Source organism: Bradyrhizobium sp. CB1015, from assembly GCF_025200925.1.
In the GTDB taxonomy this organism is placed as follows: domain Bacteria; phylum Pseudomonadota; class Alphaproteobacteria; order Rhizobiales; family Xanthobacteraceae; genus Bradyrhizobium.
Genome location: NZ_CP104174.1, coordinates 3,720,529 through 3,743,989 on the forward strand (window position 1 = coordinate 3,720,529; position 23,461 = coordinate 3,743,989).

Annotated in this window: 18 protein-coding genes and 2 riboswitches; of the genes, 16 read left to right on the forward strand and 2 right to left on the reverse strand. The window is 65.9% G+C overall.

Going from position 1 to position 23,461, the window contains the following annotated elements; genetic code table 11:
- Window positions 1-11 precede the first annotated feature (11 nt).
- A riboswitch (cobalamin riboswitch) is annotated at window positions 12-231 on the forward strand.
- 36 nt (window positions 232-267) lie between these two features.
- The 3 genes from N2604_RS17000 to cobT are packed head-to-tail and all read left to right on the forward strand — an operon-like array spanning window position 268 to window position 2,799.
- Window positions 268-945, forward strand: a complete 678-nt coding sequence (locus N2604_RS17000) for an energy-coupling factor ABC transporter permease (protein WP_260375758.1) — start codon at window positions 268-270, stop codon at window positions 943-945.
- Between the two features lie 46 nt (window positions 946-991).
- The gene (gene cobF / locus N2604_RS17005) at window positions 992-1,741 is read left to right on the forward strand and encodes a precorrin-6A synthase (deacetylating) (protein ID WP_260375759.1); all 750 of its coding nucleotides are present in this window, start codon (window positions 992-994) and stop codon (window positions 1,739-1,741) included.
- A gap of 5 nt (window positions 1,742-1,746) precedes the next feature.
- Window positions 1,747-2,799 carry a nicotinate-nucleotide--dimethylbenzimidazole phosphoribosyltransferase gene (cobT, locus tag N2604_RS17010; protein ID WP_260375760.1) on the forward strand — a complete coding sequence of 351 codons (1,053 nt, stop codon included), beginning with the start codon at window positions 1,747-1,749 and terminating at the stop codon, window positions 2,797-2,799.
- Here the strand turns inward: cobT and N2604_RS17015 are convergent.
- Entirely contained in the window at window positions 2,792-3,364 is a 573-nt protein-coding gene (locus tag N2604_RS17015) for a histidine phosphatase family protein (RefSeq protein WP_260375761.1), read from the reverse strand. The two genes, cobT and N2604_RS17015, sit on opposite strands and share 8 nt — an antisense overlap.
- A 71-nt stretch (window positions 3,365-3,435) precedes the next feature.
- A riboswitch (cobalamin riboswitch) is annotated at window positions 3,436-3,639 on the forward strand.
- 114 nt (window positions 3,640-3,753) lie between these two features.
- On the opposite strand from N2604_RS17015, the gene N2604_RS17020 reads away from it, so the two are divergent.
- The 8 genes from N2604_RS17020 to N2604_RS17055 all read left to right on the forward strand — a co-directional run bounded on the left by N2604_RS17020 (window position 3,754) and on the right by N2604_RS17055 (window position 16,355).
- Complete coding sequence (locus tag N2604_RS17020) at window positions 3,754-6,108, forward strand: TonB-dependent siderophore receptor (protein ID WP_260375762.1); 2,355 nt, start codon at window positions 3,754-3,756, stop codon at window positions 6,106-6,108.
- A gap of 12 nt (window positions 6,109-6,120) precedes the next feature.
- Window positions 6,121-7,554, forward strand: a complete 1,434-nt coding sequence (locus N2604_RS17025) for a PepSY domain-containing protein (protein ID WP_260375763.1) — start codon at window positions 6,121-6,123, stop codon at window positions 7,552-7,554.
- Window positions 7,555-8,088: 534 nt separating this feature from the next.
- Window positions 8,089-10,098 carry a hydantoinase/oxoprolinase family protein gene (locus tag N2604_RS17030; protein ID WP_260375764.1) on the forward strand — a complete coding sequence of 670 codons (2,010 nt, stop codon included), beginning with the start codon at window positions 8,089-8,091 and terminating at the stop codon, window positions 10,096-10,098.
- Complete coding sequence (locus N2604_RS17035; RefSeq protein WP_260375765.1) at window positions 10,095-11,675, forward strand: hydantoinase B/oxoprolinase family protein; 1,581 nt, start codon at window positions 10,095-10,097, stop codon at window positions 11,673-11,675. The genes N2604_RS17030 and N2604_RS17035 overlap by 4 nt, the downstream gene beginning before the upstream one ends.
- 10 nt (window positions 11,676-11,685) lie before the next feature.
- Entirely contained in the window at window positions 11,686-12,981 is a 1,296-nt protein-coding gene (locus N2604_RS17040) for an aspartate aminotransferase family protein (RefSeq protein WP_260375766.1), read from the forward strand.
- Entirely contained in the window at window positions 12,978-14,654 is a 1,677-nt protein-coding gene (locus tag N2604_RS17045) for a long-chain-fatty-acid--CoA ligase (RefSeq protein WP_260375767.1), read from the forward strand. Before N2604_RS17040 ends, N2604_RS17045 begins: the two co-directional genes overlap by 4 nt.
- A 103-nt stretch (window positions 14,655-14,757) precedes the next feature.
- A complete protein-coding gene (locus N2604_RS17050; protein WP_260375768.1) occupies window positions 14,758-15,690 on the forward strand; it encodes an N-carbamoyl-D-amino-acid hydrolase in 933 nt (310 codons plus the stop codon).
- Between the two features lie 5 nt (window positions 15,691-15,695).
- Window positions 15,696-16,355: a flavin reductase family protein gene (locus tag N2604_RS17055; protein WP_260375769.1), complete on the forward strand. Its 660-nt coding sequence runs from the start codon at window positions 15,696-15,698 to the stop codon at window positions 16,353-16,355.
- On the opposite strand, the gene N2604_RS17060 is transcribed toward N2604_RS17055, so the two are convergent.
- The gene (locus N2604_RS17060; protein ID WP_260375770.1) at window positions 16,352-17,014 is read right to left on the reverse strand and encodes an aspartate/glutamate racemase family protein; all 663 of its coding nucleotides are present in this window, start codon (window positions 17,012-17,014) and stop codon (window positions 16,352-16,354) included. The genes N2604_RS17055 and N2604_RS17060 overlap by 4 nt on opposite strands.
- Before the next feature lie 56 nt (window positions 17,015-17,070).
- Here N2604_RS17060 and hydA point away from each other — a divergent pair, with 56 nt between their 5' ends.
- The 5 genes from hydA (at window position 17,071) to N2604_RS17085 (ending at window position 23,454) form a co-directional block, all read left to right on the forward strand.
- Window positions 17,071-18,540, forward strand: coding sequence for a dihydropyrimidinase (gene hydA, locus N2604_RS17065; RefSeq protein WP_260375771.1), 1,470 nt, complete (start codon window positions 17,071-17,073; stop codon window positions 18,538-18,540).
- A 16-nt stretch (window positions 18,541-18,556) separates the two neighbouring features.
- Window positions 18,557-19,531 (forward strand): NAD(P)-dependent oxidoreductase, encoded by a 975-nt coding sequence (locus tag N2604_RS17070; protein ID WP_260375772.1) that lies wholly within the window; start codon window positions 18,557-18,559, stop codon window positions 19,529-19,531.
- Window position 19,532: 1 nt separating this feature from the next.
- Window positions 19,533-20,282 (forward strand): SDR family oxidoreductase, encoded by a 750-nt coding sequence (locus tag N2604_RS17075; protein WP_260375773.1) that lies wholly within the window; start codon window positions 19,533-19,535, stop codon window positions 20,280-20,282.
- On the forward strand, window positions 20,279-21,715 hold the full coding sequence (locus tag N2604_RS17080; RefSeq protein WP_260375774.1) for an NAD(P)-binding domain-containing protein: 1,437 nt from the start codon (window positions 20,279-20,281) through the stop codon (window positions 21,713-21,715). Before N2604_RS17075 ends, N2604_RS17080 begins: the two co-directional genes overlap by 4 nt.
- 119 nt (window positions 21,716-21,834) lie before the next feature.
- A complete protein-coding gene (locus N2604_RS17085) occupies window positions 21,835-23,454 on the forward strand; it encodes an ABC transporter substrate-binding protein (RefSeq protein ID WP_260375775.1) in 1,620 nt (539 codons plus the stop codon).
- Window positions 23,455-23,461: the final 7 nt, after the last annotated feature.

The following is a 23,461-nucleotide window of genomic DNA, read 5'->3' on the forward strand; positions in this document are numbered from 1 at the left end:
AATGCGAAAGGGGCACACAAGAGCGGCATGGTGCTCGACGCGGCGCAAAGCGCCGGAGCATAATCGGGAATGGGGATGGGCGGACCCAGTTGCGGCGCCCCAAACCCCAGCCGCCCCCGCGACTGTAAGCGGTGAGGGGCTCCGAACCGCCACTGGACCGCAAGGTCCGGGAAGGCCGGAGAACCCAGTGAACCGCAAGCCAGGAGACCGGCCGTGCACGTATTGAGGCCAAGGCCGTCGGGTGTGACGGCAGGAAGGAATTGAGCCATGCATATCGAACCCGGGATCGTGACGGGCGCCAAGCTCGTATTGAGTTACGCAACCGGCATCGCCGCAGGCGGCGTTGCCTTGAAGCTTGCGGTCGAGACCGTACGTGAGCAGGGCGCCAGCTCTTTCGCGGCGCGCACGCTCGCCACCACGGGCCTCGTCTTCACCTTCTTCCAGGTCCTGCCGCATTTCCCGGTCGGCGTCTCCGAGGTGCACTTCATCCTGGGCTCGACCCTGTTCCTGCTGTTTGGTGCTGCGCCCGCGGCCTTCGGCCTCGCGTTCGGCCTGTTGCTCCAGGGCGTGTTGTTCGTGCCGACCGACCTGCCGCAGTATGGCATGAACGTCACCACGCTCCTGGTGCCGCTGTTCGCGATCCAGGCGGTGGCAAGCCGGATCATTCCGCGCAAGACGGCTTACGTCGAGCTGCAATACCGCCAGGCGCTGGCGCTCTCGACCGCCTATCAGTCCGGCATCGTCGCCTGGGTGGCGTTCTGGGCGCTCTACGGCTCCGGCTTCGGTGCGACCAACCTCGCCAACATCGCGGCCTTTGCTGGATCCTATGCGCTGGTGATCGTGATCGAGCCGCTCGCCGATCTCGCCCTGCTGGCGTTGGCGAAGTCGCTGCGTGGCGTCACCGCACCCGGCCTCGTCACCCCGCGCCTGCACAACGCGGCCTGAGAGACCAGCGAAAGGGCGGCCGTCAGGGCCGCCCGTCGCGCTCGCGATGCTCACGCTCTCCCTGATAGGCATCGGTTGCGGCGATCCCGAGCAGCTCACGCGCGCCGCAATTGCCGCCATCAACGCGGCCGATCTCGTCCTGATCCCGCGCAAGGGGACTGCGAAGTCTGATCTTGCCGATCTCAGGCGGATGATCTGCGCCGGCGTGCTCACCGACAAGACGACGCGCATCGCCGAATTCGATCTTCCCGTGCGCGACGCGACCGAGGCGGACTACCGCAAGGGTGTCGACGATTGGCACGATGCCGTGGCTGCGACCTGGTCGCAGACGATTGCACGGCACCTCGAAGGTGACGGCAAGGTTGCGCTGCTGATCTGGGGCGATCCGTCGCTCTACGATTCCTCGCTGCGCATTGCGCGGCGATTGAATCCGTTGCCGACAATCGAAGTCGTGCCCGGCATCACCTCGATCCAGGCGCTGTGCGCGGCGCATGCGCTGCCGCTCAACGACATCGGCGAGCCGTTCCTGGTCACGACGGGGCGGCGCTTGCGCGAAGGCGGCTGGCCGGCGGATGTCGATACAATCGTGGTGATGCTCGACGGCGGCACGGCGTTCCAGTCGCTCGATCCGGCTGGGCTTCACATCTGGTGGGGTGCCTATCTCGGCATGCCCGATCAGATCCTCATGTCCGGCGCGCTGGCCGAAGTGGGCGCGCGCATTGCTGCCGTGCGGCAGGAAGCACGCGAGCGGCACGGCTGGATCATGGACAGCTATATTCTCAAACGCAGGCGTTGAGCAACATGCTTCCCGAATGGGTTACCCAGAACTGCCCTGAGGTCTCCGCGTTCCATCGCGAGGCGGCCATCGCGCGGCAAGCGCAGCTGACGAAGCCGACCGGCGCGCTCGGCCGGCTCGAGCAGCTCGCGATCGAGCTTGCGGGCCTGCAGGCGACTGGGCAGCCGCGCGCCGCGCGGGTCCCGATCATCATCTTCGCGGGCGACCACGGCATCGTCGCGCAGGGCGTGTCGGCCTATCCGCAAGCCGTCACCATCGCGATGATGACGAATTTTGCCTCCGGAGGCGCCGCGATCTCGGTGCTGGCGCGCGAGCTGGGTTCGAGCCTCGAGGTGGTCGACGCCGGCACGCTGGCCGAGGAGCCGATGGCGGGAATCGTCACCGACAAGCCGCGCAGCGGCACGCGCGATTTCAGTGTCGAGGCCGCGCTCACGCCCACGGAATTGGCCTTCGCCCTCGAGGCCGGCCAGCGCGCGGTGGTGCGCGCCGAGGCCGGCCGGCCTGATCTGTTGATCTTCGGCGAGATGGGGATCGGCAACACCACGACGTCAGCGGCGATTGCTGCGAGCCTGCTCGGTGTGAGCGCCGGGGAGAGCGCGGGCAGCGGCACCGGCGTCGATGCGGCCGGCAGGGCGCACAAGGCGCGGGTGATCGATGCGGCGATCGCGCGCCACGGCGTCGCCGGAGCCTCGGTCGAGAAGATCCTTTGCGCGGTCGGCGGCCTCGAAATCGCGGCGATCTCGGGTGCGATCATCGCGGCCGCGCAACGCCACATTCCCGTGTTGATCGACGGCTTCATCGTCTCCGTGGCGGCGCTGGCGGCGGCGCGCCTCAATCCCTCCTGCCAGCCGTTCCTGTTGCCCTCGCATCAATCGGCGGAGCAGGGACATCGGCTAGTGTTGCGCGCGCTGAACGTGCAGCCGCTGATCAGCCTGGATCTCAGGCTTGGCGAGGGATCGGGCGCGGCCATCGCGCTTCCGCTGGTCCGCTCGGCTTGTGCGCTTCACAACGGCATGGCGACCTTCGCGCAGGCCAACGTTCCGGATCGGCCTAGCTGACCCGCTGATTCACGCAGACGATGCGCCAGCCGCCCGCCAGCCGGTCGATCCGGGTCAGCGACAGCGGATCGATCACGAAGCGCAGCGCGGCTTCCGGTGTGAGATCGAGTGCGATGCAGAGCGCGGCCCGAATGGTGCCGGAATGGACGACCAGCGCTGCGGAACCTGCGCCGATCCGCGACAGGCCGAGGCGAACGCGGGCGACCTGATCCGCAAAGCTCTCGCCGTTCGGCGGTCGTCCGTGCGCCGGATCGCGCCAGACCTGCGCGTAGGCGTCGCCGCCGATCGCGGCGAGCTCGTCATGCCGATGCCCGGTCCAATCGCCGAAATCCTGCTCGCGGAATTCGCTGACCAGCTCCGGTTCGAGCCCCAGCGCGCGCGCCGTCTCGACCGTGCGCCGCGACGGGCTGGCATAGCCGGCGACATCCGCGGGCAAGCGCTGCCTGAGAGCCGCCAATGCGGCGTGATCGCCGAGGTCGGGCCGCGCATCGGCCGCATGAATCGTCCCGGCCACGCCCGCGACGGCCGCATGCCGTATCAACCAGAGGAAGGTCTCGCCTTCCATGCTCATCTCCAAGGAAGTTGCTTGCTGTGGCTACAACGCCGCACTGGCACATTGACTCTGTCTTGGTGGTAATCCTAGATGCTCGCGACGGTTTTCCCGAGAGGGAATGAAAAGGGAATGCGGTGCGGGGAAGATTGTCCCCAATGCCGCGGCTGCCCCCGCAACTGTAAGCGGTGAATCCTTCGTCACGAGCCACTGGGTCCTCGGTCCCGGGAAGGCGACGAAGCGGTCACGACCCGCGAGCCAGGAGACCTGCCGTCAGCCGTGGTCACACGCGAAGATGTCGGTCGGGGAGTACAGACATTCGGCTTCATCGGATGGCCACAGGGCCAAAGGTGAGACCTCGTTCGCTGTGACGTGCCACTGACGTCATACCGAGGTTCCGTACCGTGTCTTCCATCCGTATCTCACGACCGCGCCGCGTCCTGCTGGTTTCCGCCGCGTTCACGTCCTTCGCCGTTCTCGATCTGCCGGCCGCTCTGGCGCAGCAAGCCCGAGAGCCGCTGCCACCCGTCGAGGTGTCGCCACCGCAATCCAGCAAGCGGGCCAAGCCGGCTGCCCGGGAAGCCCAGAGCACGCGCCGCGCGGCAGTGCGCAGGCCGGCCGCATCCGCAGTGCCGAGGCCCGCGGTGCCGGCCGCAGCCGCGCCGACGCCGCTCAACACCAATGCGGTGGCTGAAAGCGCCTCGCGCCTTGGACTGACCGTGCGGGAGATACCAGCGACGGTGGAAGTCATCTCGGCCGAGACCATGCGCGAGCAGGGCTATCGCACTGTGTCCGAGGTGGCCCAAGGTGCGGTCGGCGTGACCTCCGGCGACGCGCCGGGGGAGCCGGCGGGCTTCTCGATGCGCGGCTTCACCAACAGCCAGATCAACACGCTCTACAACGGCATCAAGATCGGCCCGCAGAACATGACCTCGCGGATCATGGACACGGCCAATCTGGAGGCGGTGGAATTCCTCAAGGGCCCGGCCTCGCTGATCTCGGGCGAGGGCGCCGCGGGCGGTGCGATCAACTTCGTCACCAAGCAGCCACACACAGGACCGATCCGGAACGAGGCGGACTTCTCGTACGACTCACTGAACTCGTTCCGCGCGCATTACGGCTCGGGCGGCAGCACCAACGTAGAGGGACTTGACTACCGATTCGACATCAGCCGCTCTTCGCTCAACGGCTTTGTCGACGACACCAATACCAAGACGTTCGACGTGTCCGGGCAGCTCAACTACCGCATCTCCGACAGTCTCAAGGTCTGGGGCGCGATCGAGTACCGTGAGGATCGCGGAAAGGCTTATTGGGGCGCGCCGCTGGTGCCGGTCGCCTTCAGCGGCTCGCACGCGACGAGCGGTATCGTGTCCGGCAATTACGTCTCCAACTACAACGGAACCAATCTCGGTGCCGTCACCATCGACGACCGCACCTTCAACACCAATTACAACGTTCTCGACAACCGCAACGTGGCGCAGGAAGTGTGGCTGCGCGGCGGTTTTGAGCTGAAGCTCGCGCCTGACCTCACGCTGAAAAGTCAGGCCTATGGTTACGGTGCAGAACGGACCTGGTTCAACAACGAGATCGAGGCGTTCAACTCCACAACGAACCTGGTCGATCGCGAGCGCTTCTATGTCGCCTACAGCCAGCGGCTGGTCGGCAACATCACCGACCTGATCTGGGATTCAAATATTGCGGGTTTCGACAACCGTCTGGTCACGACGCTCTCGTCGAGCTATCTCGATTTCGTCAGGCCCGGCGCGGCAAACTTTCCCGGCGATTCCGTTTCTCTGGTCGATCCCAACCGCGGCTTCTACGGCCTGCTCACAACACAGCAGCAGACCGCGCGGATCGACAACGAGGCTCTGTCATTCGAGGACCGGCTGAAGCTGACGCACAGCTTCGCGCTGATCGGCGGCCTGCGTGTCGAGCACATCGGGCTCGACCGCAACTCGACCGACAAGAACGGTGTGGAGAAAGCAGGCTTCCCGTTCACGAAAGACTGGGGGCCGGTGACGGGGCGCATCGGCTACACCTGGGAACCCGTTCCCGGTCTGACCTTCTTCAGCCAGTACGCCACCGGCGCCGACATCGCAGCCAACAATATCTTTCTGCTCGGGCCAACCCAGCCGCTGGACCTGACGATGTCGCGCACCTACGAGACCGGCGTCAAGCACCTGTTCTGGGACAACCGGGCGGAATGGTCGTTCTCGGCCTACGACATCCTGCGCAAGAACGTCTATGCGGCGGCCGGCGGGCAGGCGCTCAACATCGCCGGGCGGCAGGAATCGAAGGGCGTCGAGCTTGCCGCCTCCGTGCGCCCGATCGAGCCGCTGCGGCTGTGGGGCAACATCGCCTATGTCGATGCGCGCTATGCCGACTACAATTTTGCCGGCGGCTCGTTCTCCGGCAACACGCCGCCGAACGTGCCGCGTATCGTCGCAAACGCCGGCGCATCGTACCGGTTCTTCACGCCCTGGCCGGTGGAGCTCGGCATCACCGGCCGTCATGTCGGCGACCGCTACAACACCGATGCCAACGTCGTGACGATGAAGGCCTACACCGTGGCCGACGTCTACGCCTTCGTTGACATCCCCAAGACGGTGTTCAATGCGGTCGACCAGGCCCGACTGACCTTCCGTGTCCGCAACATCACGGACAAGCGCTACGCGATCTGGGGCGATCCGTTCTATCCCGACCAGATCCTCCTGGGCGCGCCGCGCACCTACGAGATCTCGGCCGCGTTCAAGTGGTGAGGCCTTGAGCGCATGATGAGCGCCATCGTCCTCTCGCATCGCTGGCTGGGCATCGCGTTCTGCCTGTTGTTCGCGATGTGGTTCGCGAGCGGGATCGTGATGCACTTCGTCCCGTTTCCGTCGCTGACGGAAGCGGAGCGATTTGCCGGACTCGCGCCGCTGGATCGCGGCGGGACGATCTCGGTCGTGGACGCCGTTGCTGCGAGCGGAATCGCCGATGCGACGCGTGTTCGGCTGATCCAGCGGAGTGATGGACCGGTTTACGTGGTCTCGGGCTCCGCAGGTTCGCGAGCGGTTCGCGCCTCCGATGGAGGAGAGGCGTCGGTGGCGTCCGCCGATGTCGCGCTCACCATCGTGCAAGCCTATTCACGTCAGCGCGGGCTCGACGCGCTACGGGGGGCGATCGTCGCGCGGTCAGACTACGATCAATGGAGCGTGCCGAACGGTTTTGATCGCCATCGCCCCTTGTTTCGCGCCGCTCTCGGCGATGCCGCTGGAACGGAGGTCTATGTTTCGTCGCTGACCGGCGAAGTCGTCCTGGATACGACGCGCAGCGAGCGCGGGTGGAACTGGGCCGGCAGCGTGCTGCACTGGATCTATCCGACGGTTCTGCGCAGCAGCTGGGCGCTGTGGGATCGCGTGGTCTGGACTCTGTCGCTGCTGGCCCTGATCGCAGCATTGCTTGGTGCGGTGCTCGGAATTGTGCGTGTGAAGATGCGGGGACGCCAGCTCTCGTCGCCCTATCGGGGCTGGCACGCTCTGCATCACATCATCGGTCTTGTCGCGACCGTGTTCGTGCTGAGCTGGATCTTCAGCGGCTGGCTCTCGATGGACCACGGCCGGCTGTTCTCGCGCGGGCAATTGACTCCGGCAGAGGCCGGCGTGGTCGATGCCGGCCCGGATTGGCGAGACGCTTCATCGCTCGCTCTGCAGCCAATATCGCCGTCGGCGCGCGAGGTCGAATGGTTCGCCTTCAATGGCAAGGTCTATCGGCGCGATCGGATCGCCCTCGTTCAGCAGACCTTGATCAGGGCAGGGGACGCGCCGCGCGATGGACAGGCGGCATACCTGGATATGCAGGAGATCGGGGATCTGACGGCGCGCCTTGGCGCCGGCTGTGCCGCACCGTTCCTGCTCGCCGGCAACGACGACTATCCGGCGCCATCCGCTATTCCAGGGGCTCCTGTCTACCGCACGACCTGCGGCGCTCTCTGGTTCGATGTCGATGCCGCCAATGGCAGGGTGCTGCAAAGACTGGACCCGTCGCGGCGCGTCTATCGCTGGCTCTACAGTGCGCTGCACACGCTTGATTTCCCCATTCTGTCGGCTCATGCGCGGCTGCGTGATGCTCTCATTGTCGGCCTCTGTACGCTCGGATTGATGTTCTCCATCACTGGCATCGTCATCGGTTGGCGACGCTTGCGGGCGTCGCTGGCGAGCGCATAGCCAATCGCGAAATCTCGCTACCCGGCGCGACCCGTTCGGTGCGCCGGGCGCTGCGCCGGGTTATCCACCAGCGGCCGGTGATGTCCTCGCTTACTGACCGTACAATAAAGAGAGGCTGAGCCGACCTGTGTGCATAGCTCCTGGTCAGTGCTCTCTCCCGCATCGCCGTTCGACCGCCTGCAAATTAGACAAATGGCCTTGCGCGATCCGATTGCAGTGCAGCGGCATTTCCATTTGCGCCGAAGAATCCAAGGGTGCGCTGCACATTTCTGCCTCGTATCCTTCTGCTCTCTGCGCGAGCAGTGCTGCACCAAAACGTGCAGCCGATGCTGCGCCGCGCAATGCCGGTGGGCTTGCTGGCCCGGTGGTTTGCGACAACTCCGACCCTATCCGAGGCCATTGCTCTGTCGCACGCTCGCCCGTGATGGCATGACAGGGAATGACGATGAGCGTGCTCGCTTTGGCATTGGACGCGGCGATGGCCGGGAAGGACCCGGCGTCGGGTCCGGACGTCACGCGTAGCTGACTGTGCAGATGAGCGACTCCGGCAATCACTGGGAGGTCGGCACCGATATCGGTGGCACCTTCACCGACATCATCGCCATCCGGCGCGATTCCGCGGAAGCGCGAATTGCGAAGGTGCCGTCGCGCCCCGACGCTCCGGTGCAGGCGATGCTGGAGGCGATCGAGGCGGTGGGCCTGCGCAAGAGCGAGGTCAAGCGCTTCGTCCACGGCACCACGCGCGTGACCAACGCGATCGTGGAGAACCGGCTGCCGAAGGTGGCGCTGGTCGCGACCGAAGGCTTTGCCGACGTGCTCGAGATCGCCCGCTATCGCCGGCGCGATCTCTATCGGCTCGACATTCCGCCGAAATCGCCGCCTTTGGTGCCGCCTGAACGATGCTTTGGGCTCGCCGAGCGCCTCGATCATGAGGGCCGGGTGCTGAAGGCGCTCGAGCAAGCCGAGATCGAACGCCTGGTGGCCTGGCTGAAAGGGACCGGCGTTCAGAGCGTCGCGGTCGCGCTCCTTCACGCTTATGCCAATCCAGTGCACGAAAAGATGCTGGGCGAGCGGCTCAGGGACGTCGTCGCCCATGTCTCGCTCTCGCACGAGGTCAATCCCGAGGCGCGCGAATATGAGCGGACCTCGGCGACCGTGTTCAACGCGGCCGCGATGCCGATCGCGGTGGAATATCTCAGCGAACTGGAGCAGCGGCTGCCGATCGGGCCGGGCCTGCAGGTGTTTCACTCCGCCGGCGCCATGGTCCCGATTTCGGCGGTGAAGCGGCGTCCGCTGGTGATGGCGATGTCGGGCCCGGCGGCGGGCGTCTCGGCTTCGGTCAGCATCGCGCGCCAGCTCGGCTGCTCGCGCATGCTGACCTTCGACATGGGCGGCACCACGACGGACGTGTGCCTGATCGTCGATGGGCAGGCCGAGATGACCGACGGCCGCATGCTCGGGGACAAGCCGCTGCGCCAGCCGATGCTCGCGGTGCATTCGATCGGCGCGGGCGGCGGATCGATCGTGCGCAACGGCCCCGGCGGCCTGACGGTCGGGCCGGAGAGCGCCGGCTCCGAGCCGGGCCCGGCCTGCTATGGCCGTGGCGGCATGGAGCCCACCATCACCGATGCCAATGCCGTGCTCGGCTATCTCAATCCCGAGACCAAGCTGGGCGATCGCATCGGGATCGACATCGAGAGCGCCAAGCGCGTCATCGAGCCGATTGCCCGCGCGCTCGGCTTGAACCTCACTGAGACGGCACTCGGCATCATCAAAGTCGCGAATGCGACCATGGCCCGCGCGCTCCGCCGTGTCACGGTCGAGCGCGGCATCGACGGCCGCGATTGCACGCTGCTGGCCTTCGGCGGCGGCGGCCCGATGCATGCCGCGGGCCTCGCCGATCTCTACGGCATTGCGGAGGTGGTCGTGCCGAGCGCCTCGAGTGCGTTCTCGGCGCTGGGCTGCCTTACCGCCGATTTCAGCTTCCTGCAGCAGCAGACCCTTCGCGCTGCCCTCGACGGCATCGATCTCGCGCGCGTCTCGGAACGGATCGGAACATTGATTGACGATGCCTCCGCGCCGCTGATCGCCAATGGCGTTGCGAAGACGGAGATCCAGGTCGAGCTGGCGGCCTTGATGCGCTATGCGGCGCAGAACGATGCCATTCCGGTATCCTTCACGCTGCCGCTCGACGTTGCCAGGCTGAAGCGGGATTTCCTGACGCGGCATCATGAGCTGTTCGGCTACGCGACCGGCGAGCCCTGCGTCATCGAATCGGTGCGGGTGCAGGCCCGCCGCCCGTCGACGACCATTGTCAGCCGGCCCGCAACAGCGGCGAGGGCGGTGTCTACGGCTACGCGCATCTGCTCGTTCGGCGGCTTCCACGACATCGCGACCGCAATCATCGACCGCGCCTCGCTCGCCGAGACCGTCAATGGTCCCGCCATCATCGAAGACGCCTGGTCGACAGTGGTGGTGCCGCCGGGCTGGCAGGCAAAGCCCGATACATCAGGCAATTTGTTCCTGACGCGGGGGGCGGCATGAAGCTCGATCCGTTCGTCGTCGAGGTCATCAGGCACGGGCTCTCCGCCGCGGCAGAAGAGATGAGCCTCGTCATGACGCGCTCGGCGCGCTCGCCGCTCTTGCGCGAGGCCGGGGATCTCTCGTCGGCGATCACCGACGGCCACGGCGGCCTGGTCGGGCAGGGCCGCGACATTCCGATCCATCTCGGTGCGATGGCCTACACCATCCCCGAACTCTTGAAGGTGATGCCGCGCAATGGCCTGAACGACGGCGACGTCGTGATCTACAATATCGGCGCGCTCGGCGGCAATCATCTCAACGACGTCAAGGTCGTGCGGCCCGTCTTCTTCGACGGCGAGATCGTGGCCTTTGCAGTCAGCCTCGCGCATTGGCCCGACATCGGCGGCACCTGGCCCGGCAGCTATTTCGCCAAGGCGGTCGACACCTTCCAGGAGGCGATGCGGATTCCGCCGGTGCTGATCGCAACCTCGGCCGGCCTCAACACGCCGATCGTGCAGCTGCTCAAGGCCAACGTTCGCGACGCCGAATCCTGCGAGGGCGATCTCCTCGCCCAGATCGCGGCGACCAAGGCCGGCGAGAAGCGCATCGTCGAGCTCTGCCGCGAGCACGGCAAGGCGGTCTTCATGGCGGCGCAGTCGCGCCTGCACGATCTCTCCGAAATCGAGATGCGCGAGGCGCTGCGCGACCTGCCGGATGGCGTCTACGAGGGCGAGGATTATCTCGACGACGGCAGCGCAAACAACGCGCCGGCGCGCATCCATGTGAAGATCACCATCCGCGGGGATGAAGCGACCTTCGACCTCTCCGGAAGCTGCGATCGCGTCTCCAATTTCTGCAACACGACGCCGTTCATGGCGCGCTCGGCGGTCGCCTATGCCGCGCGCATCATGAGCGGACGCGACATGCAGCAGAATGCCGGCGCGCTGCGGCCTCTGACCATCATCACGCGCCCGGGCTCGATCCTCGAGCCCGGCTGGACCGCCTCCGTTGCCGCCGGCAATCACGAGACCTCCATGCGCATCGTCGATGCGATTTTCCGCGCCATGCAGGACACCATTCCCGAGCGCCTGTCGGCGGGCGGGGCGACCACCGCGGGCGTGCTGTTCTTCGCCGAGCCGCGGCCGAACGGCTCCTGGAAGATGCTCTACGAGGTCCATGGCGGCGGCGAAGGCGCACGGCACGATCGCGCCGGCACGGCCGCAACCCGCGTCCACCTGTCCAACACCTCGAACACGCCGGTCGAGGTGATCGAGGCGAACTACGCGATCCGGCTCGAGCAGCAGGCCATTCGCCGGAATTCCGGCGGTGCGGGCGTGCATCGCGGCGGTGACGGCTCGGTCCGCACCTACCGCATCCTGGCGCCATCGATGCACCTGACCACCTGCATCGAGCGCATGGTGATGGCGCCCTGGGGCATGCAGGGCGGCGAATCCGGCAAGGCCTGCCGCATCTCGCTGGTGCGGCAGGGCGCGAACGTCGCCATCGACGGCAAGTCGAACCTCGTCTTGCAGCAAGGCGATCTCGTCACGATCGAGATGTGCGGTGGCGGCGGCTACGGCGCCGCGACAGCGAAGTGAGGCCGTGGCGATGAGCAGATTGTTGCGAACCGGGCTGAATGCGGGCGAGGCCGCGCCGATGGCCGTGGTCGGCGGCGAGGGCGTCTACTTTCACCTTGCGGACGGCCGCAAGCTGATCGATGGCAGCAACACCGGCGGCGGTCTCGGCCATCGCCATCCCGCAATGGTGGAGGCGATCCGCCGCGCCGCCGATACGCCCGTCGTCAACGAAGGCTGGACCTGGGTCGGCCGCGAGCAGGCCGCCGACGATCTGATGGCCATCGCCTTCAAGGGCGAAGAAGATTGGATCGGCGCGGTGCGCTTCTGCATCAGCGGCAGCGAGGCCAACGACATGGCATTGTCGCTTTGCCAGGCGCTGACGCAGCGTTCGGCGCTGGCAACGCGCGAGCGCGCCTATCACGGCATCACCGGCCTGTCGCGCAGCATGACGGTGCAGCCGCAATGGCACGGCGGCCTTGCGGTGCACTCGGGCGGCTCGAAGCTGCCGGCGCCGATGGCACCGGTACGGATTCTGCCGGCGCCGGATGGCGCGATCTATGGCGCGCCGGCCAACAATACGCCGCCGATCGAATATCTGGCGGATGCCCCGCGCCTGCTCTCGGACACGGCGGCGACGATCATCGACTACACGCAGGGCGGCATCTATTACGACGGCGCCTATCAGGACCAGGTGGCGCGCTATGCGCGGCAGGCCGGCTCGTACTGGATCGCGGACGAGGTCGTCACCGGCGCAGGCCGCGCAGGGCGCTGGTTCGCGTTCCAGGGCGCGCAGAGCCGCCCGGATATCGTCACACTCGGCAAATCGCTGGGTGGCGGGGCGGCGGCGGTTGCTGCTGTGGTAGTGTCCAAGGAGATCGTCGAGCGGCTCAAGGGCACGAGCTGGCAGAATTACGGCACGCTGCGCGGCCATCCCATCAGCATGGCTGCCGTGAGCGCGTATCTGACGGTCGTCAGTGAGGACAAGATTCTGGACCACGTGCAAAGTCTGGAGAAGCTGTTCGCCCGCCGCTTGCTCGCGATCGCGCAAAAGCATCCGAGCGTGCAGCGCGTGGCCGGGCAGGGGCTGCACTGGACCGTGGAGCTGCATGGCCCGGACTGGCGCACCTGGCACGCCGACACCACGGAGGTGCCGATCGCCTCGCGCGTCGCAGAGCGCGCGCTGGAGGCCGGCGCGGTGATCGGCACCAGCGGCGAGCAGACCTCGCTGTTCCTGGCACCGCCACTGGTGATTTCCGAGCGGGAGGCCGACCTGCTTCTGGACGCGCTCGAACACGGCCTCGATGTCGCCGACGAGGAGCACGGGTGAGCCACACAACGTCCCTGACGTCGCCGGCCTGGCCGGCGGACGAGCCCTGGCATCTCGCGATTCCGGAGGGGACGCTCTACGACGCGCTGGCGCGTGCTGCATGTGAACGGCCAACGCATCCGGCGACGGTGTTCTATGGCGCTAGCCTGAGCTACGCCGAGCTGCGCGACCGGGTCGATGCCATGGCCGGCTTCCTGCAAAGCGTTTGCGGCATCAAGCGCGGCGACCGCGTCATGATCGCGCTGCAGAATTCGCCGCAATATATCGTCGCCTATTACGCGGTGATGCGGGCGGACGCCGTGATCGTGCCGGTCAATCCCATGAACAAGACCACCGAGATCGGGTACCTCGCCGCGGATAGCGGCGCCAGAGTCGCGATCATCGGCAGCGAGCTGAGCGACGTGTTTGTGCCGCTGGTCGGCGAGGCCATCACACATGCAATCGTCGCGCAGTATCGCGACGAGGTTCCAACCGCGACGCCCCACACGCTGCCGCTGTGCGTGACCGACGCGCCGTCGGAGCTGCCGTCATCGCCCGGCTGGCATTCCTGGTCATCGGCAGTCGCACGCGACTTTCGGCCCGGCGCAATGACTGTTGGTCCAGGCGATCTCATGATCCTGCCCTACACGTCCGGCACGACGGGCAAGCCGAAGGCGTGCATGCATAGCCATCGCAGCGCGCTGTTCACCGCCGTCTTGCAGGCGCGCTGGTACGGGCTCGATGGCAGCGACGTGATGACCGGCTTCATGCCGCTGTTTCATGTCGCGGGCATGCAGGGCTCGATGAATGCCGCCATCGTCGCCGGCGCCACGCTGCTGCTGATGGCGCGCTGGGACAAGGATCTGCTGCCGGATTTGTTCGAGACCTATGGCGTCACGTTCTGGAATGCCGCGCCGACCATGATCGTGGATGTGCTCGCCAGCGCCAGCTTCCGCGACAAATGCTTTGCGAAGCTCAAGGTGCTGACCGGCGGCGGTGCGGCGATGCCGACCGCGGTCGCCGAGCGGCTGAAGGGCAGGTTTGGCCTTGATTTCGTCGAGGGTTACGGCATGACCGAGACGATGTCTCCGACGCACCTCAATCCGATGGCCGCACCAAAGCGGCAATGCCTCGGCATCGCCGTGCATGAGACCGACGCCAGGGTCGTCGATCCCGAGAGCCTGATCGAGCTCGACGACAACGTGGTCGGCGAGATCATCGTGCACGGGCCGCAGGTGCTGCAGGGTTACTGGAACAGGCCGGAGGCGGATACTGAGGCCTTCATCGAACGCGACGGCAAGCGGTTCCTGCGCACGGGCGATCTCGGCTACCGCGATGCCGAAGGCTATTTCTTCGCCGTCGACCGCCTGAAGCGGATGATCAATGTCAGCGGCTTCAAGGTGTGGCCAGCCGAGGTCGAGGCGGCGATGTACCAGAACCGCGCCATCCGGGAATGCTGCATTATTTCAGCGCCGGACGGCTATCGCGGTGAGACCGTCAAGGCCCTGGTGGTGCTCGATGACGCCGCGCGCGCGACGACGTCGGAGGGCGACATCGTCGGCTGGGCGCGCAGCGCGATGGCGAGCTACAAGGCGCCGCGCGCCGTCGTCTTCGTCGAGTCCCTGCCGCGCACCGCCAGCAACAAGATCAACTGGCGGCTGTTGCAGGATGCCGAATGGGGGCGGACGGCATGAAAGCTGCTTGGCTGGAATATCGGCACGGAGCCGCGCTATGCTCGGCGCGGCGGAAGAACCTACAAGCCGACGCTTCCCCCCAGATATCACCAGGAATTCGCTGATGCGCATCGTCAACGTCGCCGCCGCCCAGATGGGCCCGATCCAGAAAGCCGACAGCCGCGAGGCCGTGGTCAAGCGCATGATCGCGCTGATGGACGAGGCGAAAGCGAAGGGCGCCGACCTGATTGTCTATCCCGAGCTGGCGCTGACGACGTTCTTCCCGCGCTGGTACGTCGAGGACCGCTCCGAGTTCGACATCTGGTTCGAGCGCGAAATGCCGAACGCGGCAACCAAGCCGCTATTCGAGCGCGCGGCGCAGCAGGGAATGGCGATGAATTTCGGCTATGCGGAGCTGACGCCGGACGGTCATCATTTCAACACCGCGATCCTGACCGACAAGTCCGGCAGGATCGTCGGCAAGTATCGCAAGGTGCATCTGCCGGGCCATGTGGACTACGACAGCAAGCGCTCGCATCAGCATCTGGAGAAGCGCTATTTCGAGCCGGGCGATCTCGGCTTCAAGGTCTGGCGCGAGCTCGGCGGCATCATCGGCATGGCGATCTGCAACGATCGCCGCTGGCCCGAGACCTATCGCGTCATGGGCCTGCAGGGCGTCGAGATGGTGCTGATCGGCTACAACACGCCGTCGGTGAATGCCGAGAAGAGCGAGGAGGGCGTCGAGAAGCGCCTCTTCCACAACCGTCTCTCGGTCCAGGCCGGCGCCTATCAGAACGCGACCTGGGTGGTCGCGGTGGCCAAGGCCGGCAATGAGGACGGTCATCCCTTGTTCGGCGGCAGCCTGATCGTCGATCCCAACGGCGAGATCGTCGCCGAGGCCAAGACGGATGACGACGAGGTTCTGGTCCATGCCTGCGACCTCGATGCCACCACCTTCGGCAAGACCACGATCTTCGATTTCGCCCGGCATCGCCGCATCGAGCATTACGGCCTGATCACCAGCCAGACCGGCGCGGTGCCGCCGCCGGAGAAGTGACGCCGATGGCTGACAAAGGCATCTCCTTGCGTGAGCTCGATCCGCGCGATCGCTACAAGCTGCTCTGCGGCGTGGTGGTGCCGCGGCCGATCGCGCTGGTGACGACGCTCGACGAGAACGGGGCGGTCAATGCCGCGCCGTTCAGCTTCTTCAACGTGTTCTCCGAAAGTCCGGCGCTGATCGTGCTCGGGCTTCAGCACAAGCACGATCACTCGCCGAAGGACACCACCCGCAACATCCATCGCGACGGCGAGTTCGTGGTGCACATGGTGGACGAGGCGCTGTCAGTCGCGATGAACGACTGCGCGATCGATTTCCCCTCCGGCGACAGCGAGGTCGCCGCGACGGGCCTGGCGACGCTTCCCTCGGTCGATGTGAAGGTGCCGCGCCTCGCCGCGGCGCCCTTCGCGCTGGAATGCCGGCGCCATGTCGTGCTGACCTTCTCCCCCGATCGCGAGCTCCTGGTCGGCGAAGTCTTGCGGATTCACGCCCGCGAGGGTCTGGTCGATACCGCCAACATGTACGTCGATCTCGGTGCCTATCGGCCGATCGGCCGCATGTTCGGCAATCTCTACACCACGCAGCGGGACACGTTTGCCCTTGTCCGCGAGAGCCATGCGCAATGGCTCGCGCGCCAGGAAACCAAAGAGCTGAAGGACGCCTAGTGAGCCGAGAACCGCACCGTACCCAGCGCCATGGTGACGGCCGCCTGTGTCGGGTCGATCACGGGAATCCGCAGCGCGTCTTCCAACGCACGGCGGTGGCGCGCCATGCCGGCGCAGCCCATCACGATGGCACGGGCACCGTCCTCGTCGCGCAGCGTGCGGCCGACCTCGATCATCCTGGCGAGCGTGCCTTCGCCCGAAGCGGTTTCGGCGACGCTCATGTTCAGCGGCCGCTCGCCGGAAAAGCGGTCGGTCAGGCCCATCTGCCTGAGATAGCGCATGTGCCGCGGGATCGAGCGCTGCGCGATCGCGATGACGCCGAAGGTCTCCGCGCGGGAAAGCGCCGTCAGCACGCCGCACTCGGCAATGCCGAACACCGGCCGGTCCGTGCCTTCACGGCAGACCTGGAGCCCGGGATCGCTGTAGCAGGCGATGACGAAGGCGGCCGAGCTGTTGTCGCTTTCGACCAGCTTTCGCAATGGGATCGCAACGCTATCGGCGTCCGCCTGGCTTTCAATGCCGAACGGACCCTCGGCCAGCGTCTGGCAGACCACTTCGGGCCCGCCCTCGAAATCGAGCGGCTTCAGCGCATCCTCCAGCCCCTGCGTGACCTTGTGGTTGGAGTTCGGGTTGATGACGAGAATGCGCGGCCGGGACATGATGGTCTTCCTGCGAAATTAAGAGAACGTGCCTTAAGCCTATCACGGAGTGCCTCATGACTGAACCCGCTTACGACCTGATCATCCGCGGCGGCCGCGTCGCCACCACGACCGACGTCTTCGAGGCCGACGTCGCCATATCAGGCGAGACCATCGCGGCCATCGGCCGCGGGCTTCCGCCCGGGAAGCGCGAGATCGATGCGCGCGGCAAGCTGGTGCTGCCCGGCGGGGTCGACAGCCACGCCCATATCGAGCAATTGTCCGCCGCCGGCATCATGAACGCCGATACGTTCGAGAGCGCGACCGTCTCTGCCGCCTTCGGCGGCACCACCACGGTGATTCCGTTCGCGGCCCAACATGTCGGCATGAAGCTGCCGAAGGTGGTGGAGGACTATCACGCGCTTGCAAAGAAGGGTGCCGTGATCGACTACGCCTTTCACATGATCATTGCGGACGCGACCAGGGAGACGGTCGAAGAGCACATCCCGGCGTTGGTGAAGCAGGGCCATGCCTCGATCAAGATCTTCATGACCTACGACCGCCTCAAGGTCGACGACGAGCCGCTGCTCGACATCCTGCTCGCTGCGCGCCAGTCCGGTGCGATGCTGTGTGCCCATGCCGAAAACCACGGCATCATCGCCTGGATGGTGAAGCGGCTGCTGTCGCGGGGCTACACGATGCCGAAATACCATGCCGTCAGCCACGCCCGGGTCTCTGAGGCGGAAGCCTTCACCCGGCTGATCGGCATGGCCGCACTGATCGACCAGCCGATCATGATCTTCCATGTCTCGACGGTCGAGGGCGCCAAGGTGATCCGCGACTCGCGCGGGCAGGGGCTCAAGGTCTTCGCCGAGACCTGCCCGCAATACCTGTTCCTCACCGCCAACGATCTCGACAAGCCCGGCGCCGAGGGCGCGAAATGGATGTGCAGCCCGCCGCCGCGCACGCATGCCGACCAGGAGGCGCTGTGGCAGGCGCTCTCGCTCGGCGATCTCCAGACCATCTCGTCGGATCACGCGCCGTATCGCTACGACGAGACCGGCAAGCTGCGCGCCGGCCCCAATCCGAATTTCAAGCAGGTTGCCAACGGCCTGCCGGGCCTTGAGCTGCGGCTGCCGCTCTTGTTCGATGCGATGGTGTCGAAGGGACGGCTCGGCCTGGAAAAATTCGTCGAGCTGACCGCGACGGCGCCGGCAAAGATCTACAACCTGCATCCGCGCAAGGGCTCGATCGCCGTCGGTGCCGACGCCGATATCGCGATCTGGGATCCCGATCGCGAGGTCACCATTGCCGACGAGATGATGCACGATCTCACCGGCTACACGCCGTTTGCGGGCCGCAAGCTGAAGGGCTGGCCGGTGACGACGCTCTCGCGCGGCCGCGTCATCATCGAGGGCGACAAGTGCCTAGCGAGCGCCGGCAGCGGAAAATTCCTGGCCCGCAGCGGCGGCGAGGCGGCCAGGCCCACCGGCCGGCTGGTTGCCGACATGGATCCGGAGCGGAATTTCGGAGCCAAGCTGCTGTGACGGTGGATCGCGCGCGATGAAGATTGTTGTCTTCGGCGGCACCGGCTTTGTCGGCCTCAATCTCGCCGAGGTGCTGCTCGCGCGCGGGCATGAGGTGACGCTGTATGATCGTGCGGCGTTGCCGCCACTCGCACAGCGATCTCTTGCCGATTACGGCGCACGACTTAAAGCCGTGCAGGGCGATATCACCGATGTAGACACCATCGATGCCCTTGTCGCAAAGGGCTGCGATGCGATCGTGCTCGGCGCTGCAGTCACCGCCGGCGACGAGCTCGAACGGGCATCGCCCGCGCGCGTTCTCGAGATCAACGTCATGGCCCAGATCCCGATCCTCCAAACCGCGATCCGCCATGGCGTTCGCCGCGTCGTCAATCTGTCGTCGGCGTCGGCCTACGGCGCCGCGGGTGCGCGGGTCCACATTCTGGACGAGGAAACGCCCTGCGATCCCGTCTCGTTCTACGCCATCAGCAAGTTCACCTCGGAACGGTCGGTGGCACGGTACGCCGAACTTTTCGGCGGTGACTTCCTGAGTGTGCGATTGACTGCGGTCTTCGGGCCGTGGGAGCGCCCCGGCTCAGTGCGCGATACGCCGAGCCTCCAATATCAGATATTGGCCGCATTCGCTCGCGGCGAGCCGGCCATCATGCCGGAGCCTGGTATCCGAGACTGGACTTACGCGGCGGACGCTGCCGAAGCTGTCGCGATTCTGGTCGAAGCCGAGCGCCCTCGCCACCGGCTGTACAACATTTCGAACGGAGGGGCGTGGCCCGCATTGCAATGGGGCGAGGCGTTCGCAGCGTTGCATCCCGGCCTGGAGTGCCGGCTCGCCGCGCCCGGAGAGAGGACGGCCATCAAGCTGCACGGGCCCCATCGCGCGCCGCTCTCGGTCGCGAGGATGGCCGACGAATTCGGCTGGCGCGCGCGGTTCGGCTGCGCGGAGTCCGCAGCCGCGATGAGCGCCTGGTGGAAGCAGCACAAGGAGTGGATCTGAGATGCGGCTGCAGGGGCGTACCGCCATCATTACCGGCGCGGGCTCGGGCATCGGCCGCGCCAGCGCAAAACTGTTCGCGCAGGAGGGCGCGCGCCTTGCCCTGGTCGATCGTGATGCCGCTGGCCTCGAGGACACGCTGAGGCTGGTGAGCGAGGCAACGACGCATGTCGGCGACGTCGGCGATGCCGCATTCGCCGAGACGGTCGTCGGCGATGTCGTGGCCCGGCACGGCCGGCTCGACATCCTCATGACGGCAGCCGGTTTCTCATGTGGTGGCACGGTGCTGACGACGAGCTTGGACGACTGGGATGCAGTGTTCCGCGCCAATGTCGGCGGCACCTGGTTGTGGGCGCGGGCCGCAGTGCCGCAGATGCAGCGGCAGAGCAGCGGCTCGATCATCACGCTGGCCTCGCAGCTCGCCATCGCCGGCGGCAAGGGCAACAGCGCCTATATCGCCGCCAAGGGCGCGATCATCAGCCTGACGCGGACCATGGCGGTAGACTTCGCCACCGATGGTATCCGTGTCAACGCGATCGCGCCCGGCGCGATCGACACGCCGATGCTTCGCCGCAGCTTTGCCCGTCACGCCAATGCCGAGGAAGTGCGCGAAGCCTCGCGCAACCGCCACGCCATGAAGCGGTTCGGCGTGCCTGAGGAGATCGCGCAGACCGCGCTGCATCTCGCCAGCGACGCCTCGTCGTTCACGACCGGCACCGTGATGGTGGTCGACGGAGGCTGGCTCGCGGCATGAGTGAGGCGCTCACCCAGCTCGAAGCCGATATTCGCGCCGATCTCGCGATGATCGCGCATCCCGGCGCCGCCTGGCTGGAACCCAAACCGGGACCCGACGGCAAGTCGGCGCTGGATGTCCTCATCATTGGCGCGGGTCAGTCCGGCATTGCCATCGGCTTCGGCCTGCTTCGCTCGCGCGTCAGCAACATCCTGCTGATCGACAAGGCCGAGGAGGGGAAGGAAGGCCCGTGGCTCACCTACGCCCGGATGCCGACATTGCGCAGCCCGAAGGACTACACCGGGCCCGATCTCGATATTCCCAGCCTGACCTACCAATCCTGGCACGAGGCCCGCTTCGGCAAGGCGAGCTGGCAGGAGCTCGGCCTGATCGCGCGCGAACATTGGGCGGAGTACCTGCTCTGGCTGCGGCGCACGATCGGCTTGCCAGTCCGCAATGCTTGTGAGCTGCTGGAGGTCGCGCCGGCGGCTGACGGCCTGCTCGCCGCCCGCGTGAAACGGGCAGGAGAGGTCGAAACGCTCTATGCCCGCAAGATCGTGCTGGCGACAGGGCAGGAGGGCATGGGCGGATGGATCATCCCTGAGCCGCTCCGCGATCTGCCGGCAAGCTCGGTCGCGACAGTCGCCGACCACATCGATTTCGAAGGCCTGCGCGGCAAGCGCGTGGCCGTGATCGGTGCCGGCGCTTCCGCCTTCGACAATGCGGCGACCGCGCTGGAGGCGGGCGCCGCCGAGGTGCATCTGCTGTGCCGCCGCGCGCAGATTCAGGTGATCCAGCCCTATCGCTGGCTGACGTTTCGCGGGTTCCTGCGTCATCTCAGCGATCTCGACGATGCCTGGCGCTGGCGCTTCATGCGCAAGATCCTCGAGATGCGCGAGGGATTTCCGCAACCGACCTATGACCGCTGCGCGCGTCACGCCAACTTCACACTGCACGAAGGCGCGCCGGTCGAAGCCGTGCGCAAGACCGATAGTGGCATTGAACTCCAGACGCCACGCGGCGCCATCATCGCCGATTTCATCATCTGCGGCACCGGCATCGACATGGATTTTGCCGGCCGCGGCGAGCTCGCCAAATGTGCCGACAACATCGCCACCTGGGCCGACCGCTACCAACCGTCGGAAGACGAACGCAACGATCGGCTCGGCCGCTTTCCCTATCTCGCCGACGACTATTCCTTCACCGAGCGCATGCCGGGCACGACGCCGTGGATCTCCGATATCCATCTCTTCGCGATCGCCTCCACCATGAGCTTCGGTCCGTCTGGGTCGTCGATCAACGCGATGACGACCGCCGTTCCAAAGCTCGTTCACGGCCTCACGCGCGGCCTGTTCCGTGCCGACATCGAACGGCACTGGGCTTCGCTCAGCGCCTATGACGTGCCGCAGGCCGTGGTTACGCGGCCGGCGCGAGAGATCGGGGAATCGCTGTGATCATCCATGCGCCGCCGCGACGATGCGTCCTCAAAAACGCCCGATGAGACTGGCGCGCAACTTGCTTCTTTCTGAACCTGCCTTGCTGGCATTCTCGTTCGAAATTCAGGGAAAAACCAATGCGTTTTGTGTCTTTCAGGCTGGCGACCTCAGTTCTCGCTACCACTGCGCTGGTGCTCATCGCCACCGCGCCGTCGCAAGCGCAAACGAGGGCAGAGACCTTGCGCTACGTCACCGGCGCATCCGTCAACACGCTCGATCCCAACATTCCCGGCTCGACCCGCGAATCCTTCGCGCTGAGCATGAGCACCTATGACCGGCTGGTGGCATTCGGCCGCAAGCAGCTCAACGGCAAATGGGTGTTCGACCTCGACACGATCACCGGCGAGCTCGCCGAATCCTACGACGTCAGTCCCGACGGCCTGAAGATCACTTTCCGCCTGCGCAAGGATGCAAAATTCCAGGACGGCTCGCCCGTCACGGCCGAGGACGTGAAGTGGTCGCTCGACCGCTGCGTCACCGCGCCGATCCTCGGCAAGGCGCAGCTGCTGACGGGCTCGCTGACGTCGGCCGATCAGTTCAAGGTGATCGATCCCCTCACCATCGAGGTGACGCTGCCAAAACCCGACAAGCTTGCGCTGCCCAATCTTGCCACCGTCTATCCGATGATCATCAACTCGAAAGTGGCGAAAGAGCACGCGACGGCTGACGATCCCTGGGCCACGGCCTGGCTGAAGGAGCACACCGCCGGCAGTGGCGCCTATGCGGTCGAGAGCTTCAAGCCGGGCGAGCAGGTGATCGTCAAGCGCAACGAGGCCTGGAACCGCGGATCGCCGGGCAAGCCGGCCTTCTTCAAGCGCGTCATCATACAATCCGTGCCGGAGCCGGCGACGCGCGCCAACCTCGTCGAGCGCGGCGATGCCGATCTCGTGCTCGACCTGCAGGCGAGCGACGTGCAGTCGCTGGAGGCCAAGGGCAAGCTCAAGGTGGTCTCGACGCCGCAATACAACGCGGTCACTTACGTCTCGATGAACAACCAGATCCCGCCCTTCGACAACGTCAATGTCCGCCGCGCCATCGCTTACGCGCTGCCCTATGAGGACATGTTCAAGGCGGCTCTGTTCGGCCGCGGGGCGCCGCTGTTCGGTGCGACCTGGGCGGACGGCAAGCCGGCGAACGGCATCTATCCGTTCCAGCAGCCGCTGAAGCTCGATCTCGACAAGGCCAGGGAATACCTCAAGGCCGCTGGTCTTCCCGAAGGCTTCTCGACCACCTTCAGCTTCAATGTCGGCCAGGCCGCGACCGCCGAGCCGATGGCCGCCCTCGTCAAGGAATCGCTTGGCAAGATCGGCATCAAGGTCGACATCCAGAAGCTGCCGGACGCGCAGATGTCGACGCAGATCAACGAGAAGAAGCTGCCGTTCTTCACCGAAGGTATCGTCGCCTGGCTGCCGTCGACCGACTATTTCTACCGCAACTTCTACACCGGCAGTCAGCGCTGGAATTACAGCTCGATCAACAACCCGGACCTTGCCGCGATTGCGCAGGAGGCGCGCTTCGAGCCTGACAAGGCCAAGTACGAGGAAGCTGGCCGCAAGCTCAACGCGATGCATTTCGACCTGATGCCGCAGATCATGCTGTGGCAGCCCAATCAGGACGCGGTGATGGCGCCGTCGATCGAAGGCTACACTTACGAGTTCCATCGCCAGGTGGATTATCGCGATGTCAGCCGCAAGTGACATCCGC